Below are 23,645 nucleotides of genomic sequence, written 5' to 3' on the forward strand. Positions count from 1 at the left end.
CTTCGTTCGTGCATGTCATATCTGTCGCAGTACCTCGCGACGGTACTGCTATGTACCCAGAGCATTTAGAGGCTTTGTGAACCCCAAATTCAAATGGAAGCTCTGCATCCTTGCAGGGCTGACGTTGGCGTGTACTTCGTACGCACAGCCAATGGAAAGCGTTGCTTCGCCAAAATCGAGCAGCAATATTCAAAAAACAACCTTGGCGACTGCCGTTGAGGTGGCCTGGAGCCGTGCCGTTGCCTCTGCAGAGGCGGCAGGTATCTCTCGCCAGGCCACGGCAGAAAAGAAAGCGTCAAGCGCTCTCTGGGCTGCACCTCCCTCAATGGAGCTGAGCCACCGCAATGACCGCTTGCAAAGCAACAATGGCGCCCGCGAGACTGAAGTAGCTTTGGCAGTGCCGCTCTGGCTCCCTGGGCAGAAAAATGCCAAACAGCAAACCGCAGACGCGCTGTCATCGCTGTCGCAGTTGTCTGAAGCTGAAGGCAGGTTGCGAGTTGCCGAGGTAGTTCGTGAGTTGCATTGGCAGATTGCGGAGCTGCAGGCCAGCCAATCTTTGTCAAAGCAGCAGACCAGCACTTTTGCGGCCATCGCATCCGACGTGGATAAACGTGTCAAAGCTGGTGATCTGGCCAGAGCAGATGCGTTGGCAGCCAAGGGGGAGCTTTTAAGCGCACAAGCAGCTCAGTCACAGGCTGAAACCCAGCTTGAAGCAGCAATGCACCAGTGGACAGCCCTGACAGGGTTGGCCCAAGCACCTGAAGCTACGTTAGCAAGTGCTGAAAACCCATCTCCTCGTCTGTTGGCTGAGCATCCCGAGTTGTTGCGTGCAGAACAGCAAGTAGACCTGGCACGTAAGCGTTTGAATTTGGCTACCAAATCGAATCGCAGTGCTCCAGAGCTGATCACCAAGCTCAGGCAAGACATTCCAGGCCATGGCCAGGGTTCCGCCTACAGCCTGGGGCTTGCTGTTCGTATCCCGTTTGGCACAGACGATAGAAATGCACCCTTGCAAGCTGCCGCCTTGACCGAGCTGGACATAGCTCAGCGCAAGGAACAGGTGCTTCGTGCTCAGTTGTCTGCTCGCATGGAAAGCGCCAAGGCTGCAGCAGAGGCAAGTCAGTTGCAGTTGCAGACCGAGCGTGAAAAAGCCTCTTTGCTTAACGAACGAGCCAAGCTGATTCGTGCCTCCTTCAATGCAGGCGAGACATCGCTCCCAGAGCTTCTGCGCGCAGCCAGTGCCGCAGCTCAAGCCGACTACAGCGCTGCTCGGCAAGAAGCTGCATTTGGCCTCGCACGTGCACGTCTTCAACAAGCCTACGGACAACTGCCATGAATTCCCCGTTTTCAACTCCTTGCGCTGTGAAGCGCTTGCTCTTACTGGGTGGCTTCGCCCTTACTACAGGGATCGCCTTGGCATCCCCTGGTGCACACGGTCCCAATGGAGAGCATTTGGACGCAGCACCTACGGCAGGAGCCACTTCTTCTGCACCCAGGTTCGAGGCTAAGTCCGAAAACTACGAACTGGTTGGTCGCCTGCAGGGTGGCGAGTTCTCGATGTTCATCAATCGATTCGCTACCAATGAGCCCGTAGATCAAGCCAAGGTGGAAGTCGAGCTGGGCCAACTGAAAGCCCCTGCGCCTTATCACTCGGACCAGGGTGACTATGCCGTGGCTGACGAGAAATTTTTGGCAGAACTCGGCAAAAAAGGGTCCCACGCGCTGGTGATCACGATTCTGGACGGCAAAGAGTCTGACCTGCTGGACGGCACTTTGGAAGTCGGGGCGACCCAGGCTGCTGCTGAGGCTGCCCATGCTCACGGAGATGAAAACGCTTTGCTGTTTGGCGCATTGGCGATTGCCGCATTGGCCGCCGTGGGCGGATTGGGATGGCTTTTGGGCCGTGGCTCTAACAGCAAGGTAGCAAAGGGAGGTGCCCAATGAAGCGCATCGTCATCATGTCTGCGGTCTTGGCAGTCACCATGGCTCAAGCCTCTCCGGGTGCTCATGGCCCCAACGGAGAGCATCTGGATACGGCCTCGGCCACTCCATCGGCAGCAGGTTTGAGTCGCTTGCCTGATGGCAGTGTCAATGTGCCCATGCTGTCCCAGCGCCGATTGGCAATTCGCACGGAAATTGCCTTGATGTCCGAAGCAAGCGCAACAACCGAACTGCCAGCCAAAGTCATTGCGGACCCCAATGCAAGTGGCCTGGTTCAGACGGTTGTGGGCGGAAAGATTGAGGCCGGAGCCCAAGGCTTGCCGTTCGCTGGCAAGACTGTACGCAAAGGAGAAGTCCTGGCGGTCGTAGCCCACCACGCAGAGCCACTTGCCTTGTCTGGACAGCGTGCTCAGTTGGCAGAACTCAGAGGTGCCCGAGAAATCGCGCAAAAACGTGTGGAGCGACTCAAGGGGCTTGAAGGCACTGTCCCACGCAAAGAGATTGAAGCAGCTCAGACAGAGCTTGCAAGCCTAAGGGCACGGGAAAGCGCAATTGGTGGCGGTCTTGCTGCCAAGGAAAACGTGGTAGCTCCCGTCTCAGGTGTCATCGCCAGCGCCAATGTGGTGCTCGGCCAGGTTGTTGAATCCAAGGATGTCTTGTTTGAGATCACCGATCCAGCCAAGGTCATGGTGGAGGCCACAACGGCCGATCCTGCTCTAGCAGCCAACATCAGTGCAGCAACGATCAAAGCGACGCCGGGAGTCCGTTTGGAGCTCATCGGTGCTGGTCGAAGCTTGCGTGACGGCGTGTTGCCATTGACCTTCAAGGCGGTTGCTTCCGATGGTACGCAACAGCTACCGATTGCTATTGGCCAACCTGTCACCGTGATTGCCAACTCCAAGCAAAGCGTCAAAGGCTTTGTTCTTCCCGCACAGGCGATCACCCGCAATCCGGCCAATGAGCCAGTCGTCTGGATCAAGTCAGGTGCAGAGCGCTATATCCCGCAACCCGTGCAGTACCAAGCGCTGGACGCGAACCGGATCGTCGTCACCAAGGGGCTTGGCGATGAAAACCGGGTCGTGGTTCAAGGTGCGGCGCTGATCGCACAAATCCGCTGAACTGTGAGGTGACACATGTTCAACTGGATTGTTCGCAACAGCCTGCATAACCGGCTGTTTGTATTAGCGTTCGCTGCGATATTGATGGTCTACGGGATCATCACGGCAGTCAAAACGCCTGTTGATGTCTTCCCGGACCTCAACAAACCTCTGATCACTGTTCTGACCGAAGCCGGGGGAATGGCCCCTGAAGAAGTCGAGCAGTTGGTGACTTTCCCCATTGAAACAGCATTGAATGGCATGCCGGGGGTCACTCGCGTGCGCTCCATGTCTGGGGTCGGTCTGTCGATTCTCTATGCCGAGTTTGACTGGGGAACTGACATCTACCGTAATCGCCAGTTGGTGGCGGAGCGGCTTGCCCTCGTGCGCGAGCGACTTCCCGCCGATGTGGTGCCGGTGATGGGCCCTGTGTCTTCCATCATGGGTGAGGTCATGTTGCTGGCCCTGCCCTTGAATGTGAGCGAAAAAGGCGCATCGGCCGCAACACCCATGCAGGCACGGGAGTATGCAGACTTTGTGCTGCGCCCCCGATTACTGGCTGTACAGGGTGTTTCGCAAGTCATTCCCATTGGTGGTGAAGTACGTCAATTGCGTGTGGAGCCTGACACCGCCCGGATGGCTCAGTTTGGTGTAACCCTTTCTCAGCTGGAGACGTCTCTCAAAGGGTTTGCAGGCAATGCTGGCGGTGGCTTTATCGACCTCAATAGCAAGGAATATCTGATCCGCCACATTGGGCGCACCAACAAGGTCGAGGACCTGCAGGCAGCTGCAGTGGCCTGGCGTGATGGCCGTCCGATCCGCCTGGAGCAGGTTGCCAACGTCCGGTTTGCTGCGGCCATGAAGCGCGGTGACGGTGGTTACAACGGCTCTCCCGCGGTCATTGTCAGCGTTCAGAAGCAGCCTGATGCTGATACCGTTCGCGTGACCCGTGACATCGAGCAAGCACTTCGAGAGCTCAGCAAGGGCCGCCCTGAAGGCATCAACGAACCCAGAGCCTTGTTCCGACAGGCGGATTTCATTGAAGCCTCCATTGGCAACGTGACAGAAGCACTGCGTGATGGAGCCATCATGGTCGCCATCGTTCTGTTTGCCTTCTTGCTGTCAGCCAGAACCACTCTGATCTCACTGGTCGCGATCCCACTGTCGCTGGCTGCCACGGCGCTGGTATTTCACTGGCTGGGTCAATCCATCAATGTGATGACTCTGGGTGGACTTGCCATCGCTATTGGTGAATTGGTTGACGATGCGGTTGTGGACGTAGAAAACATTCTGCGCAGACTCAAGCAAAACCGGGAGCTGGAGCACCCGGCGCCGACGCTTGAGGTTGTCCGCAAAGCCAGTGTGGAGGTTCGCTCCGGCATCGTCTATGCCACCGCCATCGTGGTGCTGGTATTCGTGCCGCTGTTTGCCCTGCCAGGGGTCGAAGGCCGCTTGTTCTCGCCGCTAGGCATCGCCTACATCATCTCCATTCTGGCTTCCATGTTGGTGTCGATGACGGTGACGCCGGTACTGTGTTCCTACCTTTTGCCGAGAATGAAGCGCATTGATCACGGGGACAGCCCCATCGTCAGACGCCTCAAGCAATGGGATGAAAAGCTGCTGGCTTGGTCTTTCCCAAGAAGCAAAGCGCTGATGGCTACGGCCTTGGCTGCAGTAGTGATTGCACTAGCTAGCGTTCCCTTCTTCCCGAGAGCGTTCCTGCCAGCCTTCAATGAAGGCTCGCTGGTTCTGGGCATGGTGTTCAACCCAGGTACGTCGTTGGCAGAAGCCAATCGCATGGGCTCCTTGGCTGAGACCTTGATCATGGAAGTGCCAGAGGTCACTCAGGTTGGGCGCCGAACAGGCCGGGCTGAGCTGGATGAGCACGCGGAAGGCGTTCACTCTGCCGAAATCGACGTTGATCTGAAGCGCAGCGAGCGTGATCGTGAAGCCGTGATGGCCGATATTCGCGCAAAGCTGTCTGTGCTACCCGCACAAGTTGCTGTAGGCCAGCCGATTTCTCACCGCCTGGATCACTTGCTGTCTGGTGTCCGCGCTCAGATCGCCCTGAAGATTTCCGGCGACGATACCGACACGCTGCGTGGCTTGGCCGAGCAGATGCGCCAAAGCCTTTCGAGCATCCCTGGCCTGGTTGACCTGACCGTCGAGAAGCAAGTGCTGATTCCTCAGATTACTGTGCGTCTTGACCATCAGAAAGCCGCCCAGGTGGGGTTGGCTCCCGGGGAGGCTATTCGTGTGCTGCAAGCGCTGACGGATGGTGCTCATGGTGCACAGATCGTGGATGGCCCTCGTCGCTACGAACTGGTGTTGCGTTTGCCCGATGAAGGTCGCAGCCCGCAAGACCTGGCTCGAACCCAGATCGACACGCCGGCTGGCAGGATTCCTGTCTCAGCGATTGCGACGGTCTCCGAGACGGATGGACCCAACCAGATTGGCCGGGAAAACGGTCGTCGTCGAATCGTGGTCTATGCCAACACGGACGGTTCAGACATGAGTCGTATCGTGCGTGATATTCGTGCGGCGATAGATCGCACCCAGTTGCCGACAGGCAACTCCATCTCTCTGGAGGGGCAGTTCCAGGCTCAGGAGCAGGCTGCGCAAAAGATTGCGTGGCTATCGCTGATGTCTCTGGCATTGGTGTTCCTGGTGCTTTACACACGCTACCGCTCCACGACGCTGGCCTTGATCATCATGGCCAATATCCCGTTGGCTCTGGTGGGCAGTGTGATTGCAATGTGGCTTTCGGGAATCACGCTCTCCGTGGCCTCCATGGTGGGCTTCATTACCTTGACAGGCATTGCAGTTCGCAACGGCATCCTCAAGGTGAGCCACTACATCAACCTCTGCAAGTTTGAAGGGGAGCAGTTCGGCCAGTCCATGGTTGTCCGGGGCTCGCTGGAGCGCCTGACGCCTGTTCTGATGACTGCACTGGTGGCTGCGTTTGCCCTGACGCCTTTGCTGCTGTCTGCCGATGCTGCTGGCAAGGAAATCTTGCATCCAGTTGCGGTGGTCATCTTCGGTGGTTTGGTGAGCTCCACGCTCCTAGATACGTTGTTGACTCCACTGATGTACCTGGCATTTGGTCGAACGGCCACCGAAAAGCTTCTGGCTTCAAATCCAGAAGCCGAAGGCACGCCTGAGCAGCAAGAAGCGTTTTAAAGCAATTACGGGCTTTGAGGCGCAGCCCTTGATGCGCCTCGCTTTAGCTAGGAATAGTTATGAAAAAACTGCTGTCTGCAGCTGTCCTGGGCCTTTCTCTGATCAGCATGAACGCCATCGCGCATGGCACTGCCAAGCCTCAGCACGGCGGCATTGTCCAATCGGCCAGCGATCTGTCCTTTGAACTGGTTCCACAAGCCAATGGTGCTGCCATCTACGTAATCGATCACGACGATCCTGCTGACGTGAGCAAGATGGGCGGAAAACTGACCGTGCTCAATGGTGCGGAAAAATCTGAAGCCGACATCAAGCCTGCCGGTGGCAACAAACTTGAAGCAACAGGTATCAAGGTTGCCAAGGGCAGCAAAGTTGTTGCAGCAATCACCGGCGTTGAAGGCCAAACTGTCACCGTGCGTTTTTCGGTCAAGTAATACCCAGCTCGACAAAGCATAGGTAAGACGAGGTAGCTATGAATGTTCTGGCAAACCGTGGAGTTGTGGCCGCACTCAGCGCAGCAGTTCTGTTTGGTGCAGGTACCCCAGCAGTCAAGATGCTGCTGGAGCATGCCAGTCCCTGGTTGATGGCAGGCATTCTCTACCTCGGCTCTGGTATCGGCCTGCTGATCTACAGGCTGATTACGAAAGCTCCCGCAGTCGCCCTGAAGCGAAATGAGATGGGATGGCTTGCTGGGGCTGTCATTGCGGGCGGCATGGTGGGGCCGCTGCTTTTGATGACAGGCTTGTCTGGGATGGCTGCGACCGACGCATCTTTGCTGCTCAACGCCGAGGGCGTACTGACAGCCGTTCTCGCGTGGTTTGTGTTCAAAGAAAACTTTGATCGCCGTATCGCCTTGGGTATGGTGGCGATCGTCGCTGGTGCCGTCGTGCTCAGCTGGCCGAGTCAAACGGGCTCCGCGAGTCTTTGGCCCACGCTTGCAGTGCTCGGGGCTTGTCTATCCTGGGCCATTGATAACAACTTGACCCGCAAAGTGTCGATTGCCGACGCATCCTTCATTGCCATGATGAAGGGCCTGGCTGCCGGTGCTACCAATTTATTGCTGGCTCTGGCAACTGGTGCAGTCTGGCCGTCACCAGGAGTCGTGGTCTTGGGTACAGTGATTGGCTTCCTGAGCTATGGCACGAGCTTGGTCTTGTTCGTGATCGCCTTGCGCTATCTGGGTACAGCTCGCACAGGCGCGTACTTCTCCATCGCGCCATTTTTTGGAGCCATCCTGGCGATCGTTCTCCTGGGAGAGCCAGCATCGCCTAGATTGCTCATCGCAGGCGTTCTGATGGGTATCGGGGTTTGGCTACACCTTACTGAAACCCATCAGCACGAGCACACCCATGAGTTGATAGAGCATAGCCATGAGCACGAACATGATGAGCATCATCAGCATGTCCATTCGGGCGGGTCGACGCCAACTGGTAAGCACACGCATTTGCACACTCATGAGCCGATGACACACAGCCATGAGCACTTTCCAGATATTCATCATCAGCACAAACATTGATGTTTGAGGTATTTCCGGGACTATCTGCTCTCAGGCAACCGCGGCTTTCACAACGGCTTTTTTGATGAAGTTTGGAATGATTTTGTAGAGATCACTACATCATTGCAGCATTCATGACAGCGCTCTAAGCTGCTGCCATGACTCTCACTTCGGACTCCTGGCTGGCTCTGATCATCAGCCTCCCCGCCTCAAGCGCTACGCCGCGCATGCGGATTTGGCGCGCCGTGAAGACATTAGGCTGTGCTTCCCTGCGCGACGGCGCCTACCTGCTTCCAGCGCAAGTTGAGCAAGCTGCACAATTGCAAGCCCTTGCCGACGATGCGCTGCAGGAAGGTGGCCAAGCCTGGCTGCTACAAGTGCGAGCGCGCGATATAGCCGAACAAGCCACTTTCCAGGCGCTCTTCGACCGAACGGTCGACTACACCCCCTGGCTGGAAGAACTGGCGCAAGCGCGTCAGACACTTTCCGGCCTGAGCGCGACCGAGTTGGGCCGTGTGCAGCGCAAGCACGCGCGGGCCTATGAAGCCATCCGCAGGATCGACTTCTTCCCTGCAGAAACCTCGATCCGCGCCGAAGCCCAGTGGCGGGACTTCAACAACGCCATCGAAGCCCTGCAGTCGCCGGGCGAACCACAGGCCACTGCTGGACGCATAGCCCGGCGCGATCGCATGCAATACCAAGGGCGTCTCTGGGCGACGCGCCGCAATCTCTGGGTAGATCGCGTGGCCAGTGCCTGGCTCATCCAGCGCTTTATTGACCCGCACGCACGCTTCCAGTGGCTGGAGGCGCCGGCCGACTGCCCTGCAGATGCGCTGGGCTTCGATTTCGATGGCGCGACCTTTACGCATGTGGGCGAGCGCGTGACCTTCGAGGTGCTGCTCACGAGCTTTGGTTTGGAGGATGAACGGGGCTTGTCACGCCTCGCGGAGATGGTGCATGCGTTGGACGTAGGCGGTGCAGCAACGCCCGAGGCCAGCGGCTTTGAGGCTGTTCTGGCCGGGGCGCGTAAGCGCTGGTCCGACGACGACTCACTCCTCACAGACATCGGTGGAGTGCTGGACTCGCTTCATGCCCATTTTTCCAGCCCGCGCAAACCGTAAGCATTAACAACTGCAAAGACCCATATGAACGACCTCAACACAACGAAGGCGCCCGAAGAGAGCGCCTCAAGCCCCCCCGGCTACACGCTCTGGCAGCTCGTGCGCTACATGCTGGCCTTGGGCACCTGGGGCTTTGGCGGCCCCGTGGCACTGGCGGGCTATATGTACCGCGACCTGGTGGAGCGGCGGAAGTGGATCACCGAAGCGGACTACAAGGAAGGCTTGGCCTTGGCCCAGTTGATGCCAGGGCCGCTAGCCGCACAGCTGGCCATCTACCTGGGATACGTGCACTACCGCTTTGTCGGTGCCTCGCTAGTCGGCGTGGCGTTCGTGCTGCCATCCTTCTTCATGGTGGTCGGACTGGGCGCGGCCTACACGGCCTACGGCGGCATCGGCTGGATGCAGTCGGTGTTCTACGGCGTGGGCGCCGCCGTGATCGGCATCATCGCCATGAGCGCCTACAAGCTGACGACCAAGAGCATCGGCAAGGACAAGCTGCTGTGGCCTATTTTCCTGATAAGCGCAGCCGTCACGGTGATCACCAAGTCAGAAGAGGTCTGGCTGTTCCTCGGTGCTGGCGTGTTGGTGTGGTTCTGGCGTGCTCCCCCTGTATGGCTCAAGCGCGGCGGCAATTTGAACGGCGTGGCGGCCCCACTGGTCGGAATGTTCGCGCTCAGCACCATCGACTGGATCAAGCTCAAGCAGATTGGTCTGTACTTTGCCTATGCCGGCAGCTTTGTCTTCGGCAGCGGCCTGGCAATCGTGCCTTTTCTCTACGGTGGTGTCGTCAAGGAGTACGGCTGGCTGACCGACCAGCAGTTTGTGGATGCGGTGGCAGTGGCCATGATCACGCCGGGCCCGGTGGTGATCACCACGGGCTTCATCGGCTATCTGGTCACAGGCTTCTGGGGCGCCGTGGTGGCAGCGCTAGCCACTTTCGTGCCTTGCTACCTGTTCACGGTGATCCCCGCGCCGTACTTCAAGAAATACGGCAAGCGCCCGGATGTCATCGCCTTTGTCGATGGCGTCACGGCCGCCGCCATCGGCTCCATCGCGGGGGCAGTGATCGTCATCGGTCAGCGCTCGATCTCCGACTGGATCACCGCTGCGCTGGCCATGGCGACCGCAGCTATCCTGTGGCGCTTCAAGAAGCTTCCTGAGCCGGTCATCGTGGTTGCGGCAGCCGTCATCGGTTTGGTCGTCCACCCGCTGGTTACGCACGGCTGATTGGAGAACAGCATGCAACGCATCTTGATTGGTATCACCGTGGCTGCGCTGGCTTCCAGTGCGAGTGCGCAGGCTCCGGGCTTCGATGGCACTGTCCTTGGCGCATCTCCTCACTATTGGAACTGCGGCGTCACTGGCGGCGGTACACCCCATTGGGTCATCACTACCGAACCCGGCGCCTCTCATTCTGGCACGGTGTTGCTGCAGGATGGGTACGGCACCTATCCCTGGTGCGTGAAAGTCGGAACCTCGATCACCGACGGCTATGTCGAAACACGGTTCAAGCCCCTGGCGGGCCGGGAAGACCAGGCAGGCGGCGTCGTCTGGCGCTGGAAAAACGCCGACAACTATTACGTCGCCCGCGCCAATGCGTTGGAGAACAACGTTTCGCTGTACTACGTTGAGGGTGGCAGCCGCAAGACCATCAAGTACACCGATGCACCAGTGGCCGCTGCCTCGTGGCACACCCTGCGAGTTGAATTCTCCGGAACGCATATCTCGGTTGCGCTGGACGGCAAGCGCTACATCGAGTTGGACGACAGCCATATCTCCGGCCCTGGCGCTGCTGGCGTCTGGACCAAGGCCGATAGCGTCACCGCCTTCAGCCGCTTTCACGCGGGTTCAAGCAACTAACGACATCCCCACACAGGAGCATCCCATGGATATGCAACCCCGCCCCCTTGCCCTGAACCCGGCGACCCTCAACGGCTTGTCGGAGAAACTGATCGTCAGCCACCACGCGAACAACTACACCGGGGCCGTCAAGCGCCTGGGCGCCATCCGCCAGCAGTTGGCGCAGCTGGACTGGTCAAGTTCGCCGGTGTTCACGGTCAATGGGCTGAAACGCGAGGAGCTGATCGCCGCCAACTCGGCCTGGCTCCATGAGCTGTACTTCGACTCGTTGGGCGGTGACGGCGCCTTGCCAGACTCGGGCCTGACCGTGGCCTTGGCCCGCGACTTCGGCAGCACCGACCGCTGGCGCGCGGAATTCTCCGCGCTGGCCAAGGCCATGGGGGGCGGCTCGGGCTGGGCACTGTTGTCCTGGTCAAACCGTGAATCGCGGCTGATCACCCATTGGGCTGCCGACCACACGCACCTGCTGGCCGGGGCCACTCCGATCCTGGCGCTGGACATGTACGAGCACGCCTACCACATGGACTTCGGCGCCAAGGCGGCTGCCTATGTGGATGCCTTCATGCAGAACATCCGCTGGCAGGAAGTGGCGCGGCGCTACGGTACGGCCGTCGAGGCCGACGCGCTGCCCTGGTCGGTGCAACCCGAGGCCGCTCGAGGCAGCGTGCAGCTCATCGACGTGCGCCGCGCCGCAGGCTACGCAGGGGCCGCCGACCGCGTGGCTGGGGCCAGGTGGCACGACCCCGCCCGGTTGGCCGAATGGAGCGCCGAGCTCGACGTATCCCAACCCGTCCTCGTGTACTGCGTGCACGGCCATGAAGTCAGCCAGTCCGTGGCGCTCGCGCTGCGGGCACGTGGCTTCGATGCGCGCTATGTGGCCGGTGGCATCGAGGCCAGTCGCGCCGCTGGCGTGGCGCTGGAAGCGAAGGAGTAACACCATGAAATGGATCACCCGAGAACGCCCGAAGATCGATCGCATCGCCTGCCCCTGGCTGATCGCGCGTTTCATCGACAAGGAGCCCGAGTTTCTCTATGTGCCGGCCAGCGAGGTGCTGAGCACCGCCAAGGCCACCGATGCCATCCCCTACGACATCCCGAATATCGAGCTGAGCCACGTGGGCGAGTTGTGCAGCTTCGATGCGTTTCTGACGAAGTACAGCCTTCATAACCCGGCTCTGGATCAGTTGGCCGGGATCGTGCGCGGCGCCGACACCTCGCGGCTCGACCTGACGCCACAGTCGGCCGGGCTCTATGCGCTGTCGCTTGGGCTGTCGCACAACTTCAGCGACGACCACGAGATGCTCAAGCATGGGCTCGTGATGTACGACGCGCTCTATGCATGGTGCCGCTCTTGTCAGGCCGAGACGCACAAGTGGCCTCCCGCGATGACTGCCTAATCACCTAGATCGAGATCATCAAAATGTTTGCCCTCTCTCTACAACCCCAGGTCCGTCATCGAGCCTGGGTCTCCCGCCTCGCGCTCGCCGTATGTGTCCAGGCCGTAAGCCTGACTGCCGCTTCAGCCGCAGTTGGGCATGGCGAGCTCACCGGCTCGCAAATTCACGCCGTAATCGTTGGCAAGTATGTGACTGATGACCACCATTGGGGGCACAAGTATTTCCCTGATGGGCGCGTTGAGCGGCTTGAGAACGAGCGATTGAAATCAGCTCACTGGTCTATCAAGAACGACCGGCTGTGCTTGCTGCAACCAGAGATAAGCAAGGTCGAACCGATCTGCTACCGAGTGGTGCGTGACGGGAAAGAGTTGCAGTACGTGGATGACAGCAACTATGTTGTTTTCCGAGGCCTGGTGAGGCCCATGCCCAAGCGTGAGTAGGACTGAATCGGGGTATTCATGCGCTTCGTGTCGCGCGCTACATGAACAAGGATCAGAAACTTCAATTTCGCTCTATCGGGTGACAGTCAAACGCGGCAGTCGGAGGGCAGCTATAGAACTGCCGCTAATAGACCAGGCCATTGTGATCATTGGCGGCAATTGCCGCTATTGCAGTCGCTCGGTACGGATCGTCGAGTGACGCATACGGGTCGGCAGCACCAGTTCGGTACTTACGAGAGCCGCCGTTCAGATTGGCTGGCTTACTGCAATCCAGCCAGTTTCCGGTTTGAGGCAAACAGAGGAAGTCTTTCCAGATCGCAGATCAATGTCTGGTATCGGCAGCAGTTGCCACAGGCTTGCAAAATCTCAGCGGCGGCAACCAGCCTGAAGCCGCCACTTTCTGGGAATTTACGAAAAGAGGATCGATTTTCACATTGAGCGCCGACAACGAATATTCACCGGAACGCCTGAGATAAGAATCTATTCAAGCAAGGTCTTTTGGTTGCAGCCAGCAGTCACCAATTCAAAGCCAACTGGACAGTCTGGACGGCATCGGCCAATCAACGTTTGCAGCGTGGTTGCACATCAGCAGTAATCCGCAATGCCAGCGAGAAGCCACCAAAACGGCCATGGCGACGTTTTCTGCAGCTTGGTTATGGTGGTAGCTTGGCGACAAAAAAAAACGCTCTTGGAACGAAAAATGACCAGACAGCGCATGCCACACGGCCACCAACATCACAAAAAGCTAGCCCAGCACCTGAGTCAAAGTTCGTTGAACATTGGCTGGCTGCAGCAGACTACTGAGTTCCTTAGACTTTTTATAGCTGTGAGTATGCGGCATAGGGGCGTAGTACAGCCAAACGGCATTGCGAGCCCGCGTAACGGCCACATACAGCAGCCTGCGCTCCTCTGCCAACGCACTCTCTGACTTGGCATAGAAGATCGGCAACTCACCGTCAGCGACACCGACCACAAAGACGTAGTCCCATTCACCACCCTTTGCGGTGTGGATGGTCATGGTCTGCACCACAGGCTTCTCTTGCTTGGTGGCCCGGAGCATTTCAAGGCCATTGGCATAGTCACGGCATTTCGCGAGCCAAAAATTTAGACCAACTCGGACTTCATTGTTAGAACGAACGCCGCCGAGAATTTTCAAGTAAATGTCCCGGCATTCTTTGTAGCGCCCCTCTAGCGAGGATGAGCTGGCTGCTTTCTGCAGACTGCGCGCCCTGCTTTTCCAGTCCTGCTCGTCCACCAGCTTCACCTTGCGAAACACATGAGCCACCGCATTAGCATCAATTGGCGTTTGAGTACGTGCATTCCGGTCAACCAGGCGAACTAGGCGCAGCACACGCTGAACATGCTGTAGATCACGCACAACGCCCTTCCTCGCAGTATTTATGTCCAGAGCCAGCAAGCTCTGCTCCACTGTCTTCAGAATTGCTTTAGTACGAGCAAGCACGGCAATGCTTGAGGCATCAACGCCCTGCTCCAGCAACTGCTGAATATCGCGGACAACAGCGTGGATTTGCTCTATGGGGCCACCACTGGTCACCAATACTGGCTTCACACCGCTTCGCATGGTCACTATCTTCTGAGTGCTCTTGCCAGCAACAGCCATTGCCAGCTCTGCGGTCTGGCGGTGCAGGCGGTGAGACTCCGGCAGAGGCATGACCACAGCGCCATCGACGATCTGATCCAGCGGCGTGTAGCTGCTACCGCTAAAGCCGTAGATCGCCTGCTCAGGGTCGCCAAAGACCATAAGCTGACAACCACGCTTAACCAATGTGGCGAGCAGCAAATTTTGGGCGGCACTGCCATCTTGGAACTCATCGACCAGCACATGGGTGTAGGGAATTTCAGCGCCGCCATCAAGTACATCAACCGCTTTTTCTAGCATGTCTCCGAAGTCCAGCTTGCCCGCCGCTTTCTTGGCGTGCGCAAAGCGCTTCTGCACAGCCAACGCAATGGGGGCATAAGTAGCCAGACCAGCTGAGAACTTTCGTGAGGTCACCACCTCACGGAGCTTCTGCTTCGAGGCCTGAGCAAAGCTCAGCGCTTTCAACAACTGCTTCAAACGACGCGAGTCCTTCTGCAACTCACGCACCAGACGAAGCCGCTCCCGGCGTGTGGTGTCATCTAGTTTTTGCCACAGTTTTTGATCAGTGGCATCTTTCCGGCAACGGCGCAAAGCCTCTTTCAACAACGCAAGACTTTCTGTGCTTGTAGGCACACCACCACCGCCGCCACCTGCGCGGGTCACTAGACTCAGGGCAAAGGCGTGAGTGGTCTGTGTGGTGGGCAACTCATTACCATCAGCAGTCTTCTTGCTAGTTGAAAAATTCTTACCAGAATTGCCCTTCTGCTCGAGGCTGCGCTGAAGTCGATCACGGAACTCACCTACAGAATTTTTGGCGAAGCTCAAGACCAAAATTTGTGAAGCTGGTGTTCCGTTGCGCACCAAGTGCTTGATACGCTGAATGAGCGTGGTGGTCTTGCCACTGCCAGGACTGGCGCGCACTTCCACGTTTTGCAGCGTGGTCCGCACTATCTGGCGCTGATGACTGGTTGGCTTCATTTGGGTTATGGTTTTATGGCCTGAAACTCAGTGATTGCATGTGCCATGCAGATCAAAGAATCATCGAGAAAACACATGTTTTTTGAAGAAAATAGCTGGTGAGATGATTCGTTTTTTTGATGTGTTTTCCGAAATAATTGGCTTCTATATCAGTAGCGCTCGGCCTACTTCTTGATGCTCTTCATCAGGCCGTTCCAGTCTATTTTTGCCAGATAGCACTCAAGCTTGGGAGTCGCCTTCAGCGCGTTATGCATGATGAATTTCGCATCTATGCTGTGCTTGTCGATCCAACGGTTTGCACGTTTAAGGTATGCCGTGTCCGAAGCATCTGCGCGGCCACCACAGCAAGCGGCCAGCAAACGGCCCAACTCGGTTTTGCTTCGCGGCAGCGCGTAGAACTTCAAGCATTTCTCCCAGAGCTGCTTATGGTTAAAAGAGATGAGGTCTTCCAACGTGCGGATGCCGTGCTTTCTCAAGGCATCCTTGCCACTCAAGCGCAGCTCAACGTGAAAGCACTTGATGGCATCGGCACCTGGACGCGCATTGTTGATCTTGCTGGCTTTATCTGCGTAGACCGCCAGGACACTGCCGTCACGGCCACCATTTCCTGCCCGCTTGCCGCAGTAAAAGGTGCCTTTACATTGAACGAAGTGTGACCGCTGGCTCGTCACTTTTACGGAACCGAGAAACGCAGTAAGTAGCGCCGTGCGAGCCTTGTTGGGTAGAGTCACATCACGTGCCAACTCGGCATAGGTTGGATCGGCATTAGTTTCCGCCCTCAGGATTTCTTTCGCTATAGGCAGGCATTTGCGCGTCGGCTGAAACAGGTCCAACTTGCACTTGCGGTTGGCCTGAAACTTGGGCTGATCGTTCGTCACAGTCAGAAAGGTGCAGTGCTCGCGCAGCTCTTCAAACTCAGCTTCTGATGCCGGGCGGTCTAGCCATATCGTCACACGATCAGCCCCATATACAGGTGAACGAGACACCGCGTTGTTCTCGATAATCATGATGAGTCTTCTTGAGATGGGGGAGGGACGTTGCAGGTGTTGCGTGAAATCAGGCTTTGCATGGGAAAGCCGCAAATCACGCAACACGTGCAACACAGGGATCACAGGCAGTGACCGCGCAAATGAAAAGCCAGTGCGCTCAAGCGGCGGGAGATAGTGCTCTTGTTGCAGCCCAAGACTTCGCCGATCTCCTCCAACGATTTGTTTTCTTCTTTACGAAGGCGATAGATTTCGCGATCCCGTCTGTCTGGAGAAACGCAGGGCAGGCAGTGGCGTTTAATGCGGCCCTCAGCGTCCACGCGGATGTTTTCGATCACAGCACTGTGGCCCGTCGCTGCAAAAAAACTACCGGAGATGGGAGCGACCGTAAACGCCGATGGGTAGCCCTGGTCAGGCTCACAGGGGCAGACTGTGAATACGCAGTTAAAGCAGGAAGACAAGTAGGCCTCTTCCTCTTTGCTAAACCCTTGAAAGATAAAAATGACCAGCGCGCCCTTGCCGACTACAGCACGCTTGAATGCAGACAAATTAGCTTCGGACCAGCGCGCCTTTTTGTTAGCTGCGGGGACAACCACGACGCGACAGCCCCCTGCTTTCGGCGGCCCCATGAGAGCACGGCCTTCTTGGCTGCGATAGTCGGGAGGATTCAGCGTCTTAGGGACGAGCACGGAGATATTGACTTCGCTATCGATCAAACGCGACACCTGAAATTTCAGATCACTTGCGGAAACATGATCAGCCGCGAATATCTCGACATTCTTTTGCTTTCCTACAGGTAACCCGAAGATCGTGCCTCCCGCGCACAAGTCAGCCGCGATTCCATAGGCAACCAAGGTGGCAGAAGCACCTACTCCTACCGAAACCCCATAGCAGCGAGACTCAGCCAGAGGCAAGGATTTGCTAGGGACTGAAGATTTGGCTGAATCGCTGCTTTGGGCATCCTTCTTCACAGCTGGCGCTGCAGGTTTTTGAGCATTGATTTCACTTGGATTTGGCGTATTCATGGGCTGATAGCTCCTCGGTGGAAAAAATTGGCAAAGCGAAGCCCCTGCACCTGATCAACAAGCACATGCGATACGAAAAAGTGCGGGGATGTTTAGCGATTCATCGCAAGGTCGGAGTCGGTGCTGCGATAGGCTTACTACAGTGCGCGAAGGCACTGAGAGAGCAATTCACTGCCCCTGACAGTGCAGACTTAGCGGTGTGCTGGGGGCGCGTTGCGGCCTTGTTGATCCACCCAGTTCAAGAATTCGTTCTCGTTGATGAGAACTCGTCGACCGATACGGCGGATTGCAACTGCCAACCCGTTCCCGGGTAAAACGGTTTCAACACCGTTGCGAACGGCAGCAACACGAGGCTTCGCCGCAAAAATGAGCGCTCTTAACGCGTTTTCGCTAAATGCGGGATGCTTAACATTGAACTGCGCCACCGTCAGCCAGGAAATTTTAGGAGGCACTTCCTTCAACTCGGGCGCAGAAGATACTTTCAGTTTGGCATCTTCCGTTTGGTGATGGACATAGCTATGGACAGAGAAAGGTTTCGAGCCGCTTGCCAAGTAAGCACCACCAACAAGATTCACGCCAGCCAAAGGCGCAAGAGAAATTTTCATACCGTAATCCTTGCAAAATTGTTCATCCTTGCAAAATTGTTCATCAGCACTTGCTGACAACCTCTACTTTTGCAGGTTCTAGGCTCGGAAACAGTGACGCACAACGCACAAAATTTTGCGTCACTCGAGACTTCTTCTATAGCGAAAATTCGATATGAATCAGGGTTCCGGTGGTATCTTTAATTCATTTCTGAAGCAAATAGATAAAAATATAAATGAATTCATCGGAATACTAAAATTTCATTTTAATGAAAAACTCAGCAACGAAGAAAGGCTAATTTTTTATAATTTTGATCACGCAATTTAATTGCTCTAACTAATTTTTGCCGGACTCCTTCTGTAATTTTCTCACGATCATCCGATGGCCTACCTGGATTAATTAGTCCACGTTCCGGCACTGGCACACTATTATTTTTTCTTTTCCATCTGACAACTTTTTCGACAATCCCATCACCAAATTTCAAGGCAAGCTTATTAATATCTGCTCCATTATTATATTCATCCAAGATCATAATATACTCTTGATATAAGCCAAATCTATCAACATGCTTTGGAGTTTTTTCTAAAATATTTGCCTTGATAAGTAGTGAATATTGCTTCAACAACTCCTTCTCCGCATTTTTCAATTGAAAATCCAGAGGAAATTCCAAATCAAACCGAATATCAACCTCCGTTACCCCTAGCGAAGGGGTAACGTAATCATCACCCCAAACTGTTGCGCTGCGCATGAAAATTGAGCCGTCAGCGCCTCTTACCATCTGATCGTTAAGTTCATATCCCTTACCACGCTTGCTACGTTTCAAGGGCTTAAATCCTTCTGAATCTATACCTTTTATCCTTTCCAACCAAGGCGTAGCTACCGTACCTAGTTCGATAAATGGTGTATATCGCCACATATGTGCAGCAGTATCAACATCAACTTCTAAAAATTTTAGAGGATCGCGCCACTCAACCAAACAGTATGTTTCGAGCCAATAACGCTTTGATACTCTGAAAATTATTTTCTCTTCAAGTCCCGGAAAATTACTAGTTCTGTCTATATATTCCCCAATTGTTTCTTTTATTTTCTCATCAAGCATTTCCAAGCCTTCTGATTCAAAAAATCGTATATCAATTGTCCGTATTATTTTCTCGTCAAGAAATAAGTCACTGACAAGTAAATTCTGAGCCTGTGCAATGAGAAACTGCAGCTGTGAAAATTGCTCCCATGTAAGTGCGGAGAGCATCTCGTAGGCCATCAGATACTCTGGATTACGACGCAGAAATTGCCATGCCCATTGTTGTGCAGTCCGCTCGTTCGAGGGCTCAGGTGTTGATGTAGATTCTTCAGCCAAAAGTGCTCCAAGGGATGCTTTGCCCCTAGTCTAGACAGAAGTCATCATGGATGTTTGATGGGCCTCTGCCGTGTCACAGCTATGTCACAGTTGGAGGAAAATTTCAGCACTATTCGGCATCAATCTGGGATGCTAAAATTGACTTGTCTCGAGTGAAGACAGTACTGAGCATCAATCGGCAATACTCCGCGCCAGAGTTCGTAATGAGAAGGTCGCGTGTTCGATTCATGTCTCCGGCACCATAACAACTAGGTTTCACGCAGGTCCCACGCAAACAGTGGAGCGGGTTGCGCGCTACGATAAGGCTGCCTCCGACGTCTCCCCGGAATTGAGTAGCAGGTGAGCTTGGAGTCCAATCCCATGCAACAGGAGATTGGACGTGAAGAAGAGATTTACGGAAGAACAGATCATTGGCTTCCTGCGGGAAGCCGAATCGGGCTTACCGGTGGCCGAGCTGTGCCGGCGGCACGGCTTCTCCGAGGCCAGCTATTACCTCTGGCGCAGCAAGTTTGGCGGTATGAGCGTGTCCGATGCCAAACGTCTGAAGGAGCTGGAAGCCGAAAACGGACGGCTCAAACGGCTGCTGGCCGAAGCCCTGCTTGAGAACGAGGCGACGAAAGAAGCCTTGAGAAAAAAGTGGTGAGCGCACCCGCACGGCGCGAGTTGGTGCGTCACATGGTCAGCCGTGGACTGAGCGAGCGTCGTTCGCTGCGTGTCATCGGCATGAGCGCCAGTGCCCTGCGCTACAAACCAGCCTGCGACCACAACTGTGCCTTGAAGGAGAAGATCATCGCTCTGGCACAGCGTCATCGTCGCTACGGGGCCGGCATGATCTATCTGAAGCTGCGCCAAGCCGGAGAGATCGTGAATCACAAGCGGGTGGATCGTCTGTATGCCCAAGCCGGTCTTCAGATCAAAAAGCGCAGGCGCAAGAAGATCCCGATATCGGAGCGCCACCCTTTGGTACGCCCGACAGTTGCCAACCAGGTGTGGTCCATGGACTTTGTCTTTGACCGCACAGCGGAAGGACGCAGCATCAAAAACCTCACGGTAGTGGATGACGCAACCCATGAGGCTGTGGCCATCGTGCCGGAGCGGGCCCTGGGTGGCAACCAACTGGTGCGCATCCTGGAGCAACTCGCCAGGACAAGGGGGCTACCCAAGGCGATCCGAACTGACAACGGCAAGGAGTTCTGCGGTCGAGCCATGCTGAACTGGGCCCACGCCAGGGGCGTTCAGCTGTTTCTGATCGAACCGGGCAAGCCCAACCAGAACGCCTACATCGAATCATTCAACGGGCGCTTTAGGGATGAATGCTTGAACGAACATTGGTTCACCAGTCTGGCACATGCCCGTGTGATCGTCGAGGCTTGGCGCCGGGAATACAACGAAGAGCGGCCCAAGAGATCGCTTGGTGGACTCACGCCCACAGCCTATGCCCAGAGGCTGATGCAAAAGCAGTTAAATTAACCTCGGACTCCAAAGCCTTGTGCTACTGAAAACGGGGGGACGTCGGCTCCGCCTTGATCGCCGCATTCAGGGTTGCCCACAGCTCCTTGGTGACGGGCACCATGTCCTGCCTGAAGTACCACCAGAAGTGACCGCCTACGTAATTCGCGGTGGTGATCTTCATCGTGTAATAGCGGGTCAGGTACTCGGCCTTCTTGGTTTTGCGCGAGGTACCCACTTCCCCGAACCCGATCTTGGAATTGGGGAACATCACGTGCAGCTTGTCGAACACCTGCTGCCAGTTGGGCTTGAGTCCATTGCAGTCATCCTCATAGTAGGAAATCCAGACGTAGTCCAGACCCTGCTTCATGTAGGCAGGAACATTGGCCTCGGCCCACTTGAACATTTCATTGGAGGGCTGCGACCAGCAGCCCTGGTTGTAGTAGAGCGTGAGCGCGGCCGTCTTGTTCTGCGCCTTCACGATGTTGTAGGCGCTGGTCATCTTCGCCACCACATCGACATTGGCCCCCAGCCACTCGCCGTTGACCTCGTTGGCTACTTCCCAGATATCCACCACATCCGACAATGCACTGAGGTATTGGTTGGTCCGTTGTATATACCCATCCACGCTGTACTGCTTGACGTAGTACGAGTCCAATATCTCACCCATCACATAGGAAACTTTGGAGATCTCCACTGCGGGTTTGCGGTAATAGTCCGGGTTCACGAACTCATCGAAGACGATGCGCGTGGTAGGCCGGTAGGCCAGCGACGATAGGCTGCGTGTGATGTCGCTGAGCCTGCTCACGTCGTCCACGGTGACGCCGTAGATGGGAGTCGGGACTATGCGGCCCGAGGGCACGTTGGTCTGAGCCGATACGACGGAGCACAGAGAGGCAATGCAAAATGGGATAAGCGCTTTCATGCGGCATCCCTCAATGAATGGTGCAATGATTTTTTTCACTTGGATCAATACGAATCGAGGCATGGCAACGGTAGGGTGTGACGGCTTCTGGCTGGCAGCACCGGCGGTGACCGCACCTCCGCTGACTCTCGACAATTAGCTAAACGGCGGACTCTAGTGCATGAAGTTCGGCCAAAAGTAGCCAAAGGAAACGAAACAAACTCCATGAGCCGGTGCACGGATCGAGCTCACGGCTGCTCGGCCGTTCTGGTCGCACTCCATGCTTTGCGGCAGCTAACAGTCAATGAGTTGATTGCTGGAATCGACTAGATATCGGGTAATGCGGGCGAACCCTCACCATGAGGCGTTACGTTTGTTGCCTGAGTCGGGAGTCATTTTCAAAATGAGGGCATCGAGGAAAATGTCATCGTGCGGTGGCCTGCCCGAGAAGACGACAGGTGCTTGATGTGGCCGCCCGTCCTTTACTTCGCAGTCCGCTCATGGTCGATTGCAGGCATTGCGCCAGCCTTTGAAGACCGCACAAGGTTTCACGCGAATGCCTGCGAAGCAAGAGCCCCGCTATCTGGTCGCCTGAACCTTGGCCCAGTGCCGCAGATAGTGGCGTTGGGTCGTCTGCACTGACCTGTGTCCCAGTTGCAGGGCTGCAGCCAGTTCGCCGCGTTCGTCGGCCACATCGTCTGGCCCAGAGGCAGACCAGTCCCTTGGACTTGACCGGGTCGTGCAGCTGAAAAAACGGCTACCCAGGGCAACAAGAGGAACGCCTTGCAGGGAAGGGCGAAATGCCCGCTCGCAGCTGACAAAAAATGGTTGCCGTCAATGAGCGCAAACATGGGCTCCCCCTACAAAGGGATGATCCTGGCGCTGCCGCCTAGGATGGGGCGGCAAAGGATCTTGTAGCCATCCGCATCGAAGCCTGCGGCGACGCTGTTGAGCTTGCGCGCGGCTGGCAGGGTCGGGGCGCTGCCCAGGTAGCACCAGTTGTGGATGACATGGATCTGCCGCATGTCCTGGCACTTTTCCTCAATGCCGATGGCGCCTGCAAAGGGCCAGGTCACCACGCGCAGGCCTTCCAGGGCCTCGATGAGCCGGGCCCGGTGCTGCTCGGAGGTTTCTGCGCCATGGCAGACGCCTGCGCATTGGCGCACCATGCTGCGAAAGCAGGCGCGGCCTTTGGCCAGCTTTTCCAGACCCAGCGCGCCGTAACAAAGCTGGTGCTGGTCGGCCAAGTCGCGCAGCGCCTCAAGGGCTGCATGGCGGCTGGCGTACAGACCAAAAATGTCCGGCGTGTTGGCAAAGTCGATGTCTCGGGAGTAAATGACTTCCGGCAGATCGCCGGACAGCCGCAGCGCACACAGTTGCCGGTTGCGGCGCAGCTTCTGATTGAACAAGGGTTGCTGCTGCTTGATGAGTTGGGCTTCCAGCAGCAGGGCCCCGATTTCCCCGGCAGTGCGTATGAAGCTGATGCGCACGGCTTGGCGCAGCATCCGGGCCTCGTCCTCGGTGCGAAAGTGCGAGAGCAGGCGAGCGCGCAGGTTGATGCTTTTACCGATGTACAGCGGCAGCTCGTCCTCGGCCGCATGAAAAATATAGACGCCCGGTGCAGCCGGCACACCCTCTAGCGAGGCGAGAAGATGCTCAGGGTATTCGTATATGCGGGCCGCTTCGAATTCTGGCCTTCGCTGGGCGGGAATGTGCATGTGCTCACCTGGCAAAACGCTTGATGCAACTGGTGACGACACCCCAGATTTCCGCAGCCTGTCCTTCTTTCGGAGCGATGTCTGGGGAAGAGGGGGAGCCTGCCCTGAGCTTGCAGGTGCCGCCATCGCTGTCCAGCACTCGGATGGTGAAGTCGCTGTCGACAAGCGCCACGACGACGCTTCCATCACGAGCGCGCAGTGCCCTGTCCACCACGACGATATCGCCGTCATCAATGCCGTACTCCTGCATGGACGGACCCGCCACGCGCAGCACGAACGTGGCGTGCGGGTGCTCCACCAGCAACTCTGCAACATTCAGGCACTTGCCTGCGAAGTCATTGGCTGCCGCGGGCATGCCGGCCGGCATGCCGCTGTCGACCAGCGGCAAGGCAACCGGGGAGGCGGTGAGTGGGACGGGCATGCCGCTCAAGAGTCGGTGACTGTACATAAATACAGTATATCAATGGATCACCGTCAAGTGCGGTGCGACCCTTTTGGTGGTGGATGTGTCCCTGCTG

The 23,645-nt window shown here is 56.5% G+C and carries 21 protein-coding genes; 13 read left to right on the forward strand and 8 right to left on the reverse strand.

All coding sequences use genetic code 11. The annotated features are described in order from the left end of the window. Positions 1-76: 76 nt before the first annotated feature. The 12 genes from E2583_RS05755 to E2583_RS05810 all read left to right on the forward strand — a co-directional run bounded on the left by E2583_RS05755 (position 77) and on the right by E2583_RS05810 (position 12,528). On the forward strand, positions 77-1,336 hold the full coding sequence (locus E2583_RS05755; protein WP_229227356.1) for a TolC family protein: 1,260 nt from the start codon (positions 77-79) through the stop codon (positions 1,334-1,336). 116 nt (positions 1,337-1,452) lie between these two features. Then, the gene (locus E2583_RS05760; protein WP_229228801.1) at positions 1,453-1,944 is read left to right on the forward strand and encodes a hypothetical protein; all 492 of its coding nucleotides are present in this window, start codon (positions 1,453-1,455) and stop codon (positions 1,942-1,944) included. Beyond that, positions 1,941-3,059 (forward strand): HlyD family efflux transporter periplasmic adaptor subunit, encoded by a 1,119-nt coding sequence (locus E2583_RS05765; protein ID WP_034371144.1) that lies wholly within the window; start codon positions 1,941-1,943, stop codon positions 3,057-3,059. The genes E2583_RS05760 and E2583_RS05765 overlap by 4 nt, the downstream gene beginning before the upstream one ends. 15 nt (positions 3,060-3,074) lie before the next feature. Then, a complete protein-coding gene (locus E2583_RS05770; RefSeq protein ID WP_229227357.1) occupies positions 3,075-6,218 on the forward strand; it encodes an efflux RND transporter permease subunit in 3,144 nt (1,047 codons plus the stop codon). Positions 6,219-6,277: 59 nt separating this feature from the next. Beyond that, positions 6,278-6,649, forward strand: a complete 372-nt coding sequence (locus E2583_RS05775) for a hypothetical protein (RefSeq protein WP_003055055.1) — start codon at positions 6,278-6,280, stop codon at positions 6,647-6,649. A 38-nt stretch (positions 6,650-6,687) separates the two neighbouring features. Next, entirely contained in the window at positions 6,688-7,731 is a 1,044-nt protein-coding gene (locus tag E2583_RS05780; protein WP_229227358.1) for a DMT family transporter, read from the forward strand. A 137-nt stretch (positions 7,732-7,868) separates the two neighbouring features. Beyond that, positions 7,869-8,831 (forward strand): chromate resistance protein ChrB domain-containing protein, encoded by a 963-nt coding sequence (locus E2583_RS05785; protein WP_229227359.1) that lies wholly within the window; start codon positions 7,869-7,871, stop codon positions 8,829-8,831. A 24-nt stretch (positions 8,832-8,855) separates the two neighbouring features. Then, entirely contained in the window at positions 8,856-10,058 is a 1,203-nt protein-coding gene (locus tag E2583_RS05790) for a chromate transporter (RefSeq protein WP_229227360.1), read from the forward strand. A 12-nt stretch (positions 10,059-10,070) separates the two neighbouring features. Then, on the forward strand, positions 10,071-10,691 hold the full coding sequence (locus tag E2583_RS05795; protein WP_229227361.1) for a hypothetical protein: 621 nt from the start codon (positions 10,071-10,073) through the stop codon (positions 10,689-10,691). Positions 10,692-10,716: 25 nt separating this feature from the next. Next, entirely contained in the window at positions 10,717-11,625 is a 909-nt protein-coding gene (locus E2583_RS05800) for a Fe-Mn family superoxide dismutase (RefSeq protein WP_229227363.1), read from the forward strand. 4 nt (positions 11,626-11,629) lie between these two features. Further along, positions 11,630-12,088 (forward strand): chromate resistance protein ChrB domain-containing protein, encoded by a 459-nt coding sequence (locus tag E2583_RS05805; RefSeq protein WP_229227364.1) that lies wholly within the window; start codon positions 11,630-11,632, stop codon positions 12,086-12,088. A 23-nt stretch (positions 12,089-12,111) separates the two neighbouring features. Further along, complete coding sequence (locus E2583_RS05810) at positions 12,112-12,528, forward strand: hypothetical protein (RefSeq protein ID WP_229227365.1); 417 nt, start codon at positions 12,112-12,114, stop codon at positions 12,526-12,528. A 745-nt stretch (positions 12,529-13,273) separates the two neighbouring features. Here the strand turns inward: E2583_RS05810 and E2583_RS05815 are convergent. The 5 genes from E2583_RS05815 to E2583_RS05835 form a co-directional block, all read right to left on the reverse strand. Beyond that, positions 13,274-15,106 carry an ATP-dependent helicase gene (locus E2583_RS05815; RefSeq protein ID WP_229227367.1) on the reverse strand — a complete coding sequence of 611 codons (1,833 nt, stop codon included), beginning with the start codon at positions 15,104-15,106 and terminating at the stop codon, positions 13,274-13,276. A 164-nt stretch (positions 15,107-15,270) separates the two neighbouring features. After that, positions 15,271-16,113 carry a hypothetical protein gene (locus E2583_RS05820; protein ID WP_229227368.1) on the reverse strand — a complete coding sequence of 281 codons (843 nt, stop codon included), beginning with the start codon at positions 16,111-16,113 and terminating at the stop codon, positions 15,271-15,273. 101 nt (positions 16,114-16,214) lie between these two features. Continuing rightward, positions 16,215-17,117 carry a sigma factor-like helix-turn-helix DNA-binding protein gene (locus tag E2583_RS05825; protein WP_229227370.1) on the reverse strand — a complete coding sequence of 301 codons (903 nt, stop codon included), beginning with the start codon at positions 17,115-17,117 and terminating at the stop codon, positions 16,215-16,217. Positions 17,118-17,308: 191 nt separating this feature from the next. Further along, complete coding sequence (locus tag E2583_RS05830; protein ID WP_229227371.1) at positions 17,309-17,722, reverse strand: hypothetical protein; 414 nt, start codon at positions 17,720-17,722, stop codon at positions 17,309-17,311. 257 nt (positions 17,723-17,979) lie between these two features. Further along, on the reverse strand, positions 17,980-19,056 hold the full coding sequence (locus tag E2583_RS05835; RefSeq protein WP_291593934.1) for a hypothetical protein: 1,077 nt from the start codon (positions 19,054-19,056) through the stop codon (positions 17,980-17,982). A gap of 379 nt (positions 19,057-19,435) precedes the next feature. Here E2583_RS05835 and E2583_RS05840 point away from each other — a divergent pair. Continuing rightward, a protein-coding gene (locus tag E2583_RS05840; RefSeq protein WP_291593936.1) for an IS3 family transposase occupies positions 19,436-20,526 on the forward strand; the annotation gives its coding sequence in 2 pieces (ribosomal slippage) (positions 19,436-19,694 and positions 19,694-20,526; 1,092 coding nt in all). A gap of 22 nt (positions 20,527-20,548) precedes the next feature. Here E2583_RS05840 and E2583_RS05845 read toward each other — a convergent pair. The 3 genes from E2583_RS05845 to E2583_RS05855 all read right to left on the reverse strand — a co-directional run bounded on the left by E2583_RS05845 (position 20,549) and on the right by E2583_RS05855 (position 23,548). Then, complete coding sequence (locus E2583_RS05845; RefSeq protein ID WP_291593937.1) at positions 20,549-21,430, reverse strand: hypothetical protein; 882 nt, start codon at positions 21,428-21,430, stop codon at positions 20,549-20,551. An 839-nt stretch (positions 21,431-22,269) separates the two neighbouring features. Next, complete coding sequence (cho, locus tag E2583_RS05850; RefSeq protein WP_291593939.1) at positions 22,270-23,127, reverse strand: excinuclease Cho; 858 nt, start codon at positions 23,125-23,127, stop codon at positions 22,270-22,272. Positions 23,128-23,131: 4 nt separating this feature from the next. Next, on the reverse strand, positions 23,132-23,548 hold the full coding sequence (locus tag E2583_RS05855; protein WP_291593941.1) for a LexA family transcriptional regulator: 417 nt from the start codon (positions 23,546-23,548) through the stop codon (positions 23,132-23,134). Between the last annotated feature and the right edge of the window lie 97 nt (positions 23,549-23,645).

Source organism: Comamonas sp. (assembly GCF_009360615.1).
In the GTDB taxonomy this organism is placed as follows: Bacteria; Pseudomonadota; Gammaproteobacteria; order Burkholderiales; family Burkholderiaceae_C; genus Comamonas.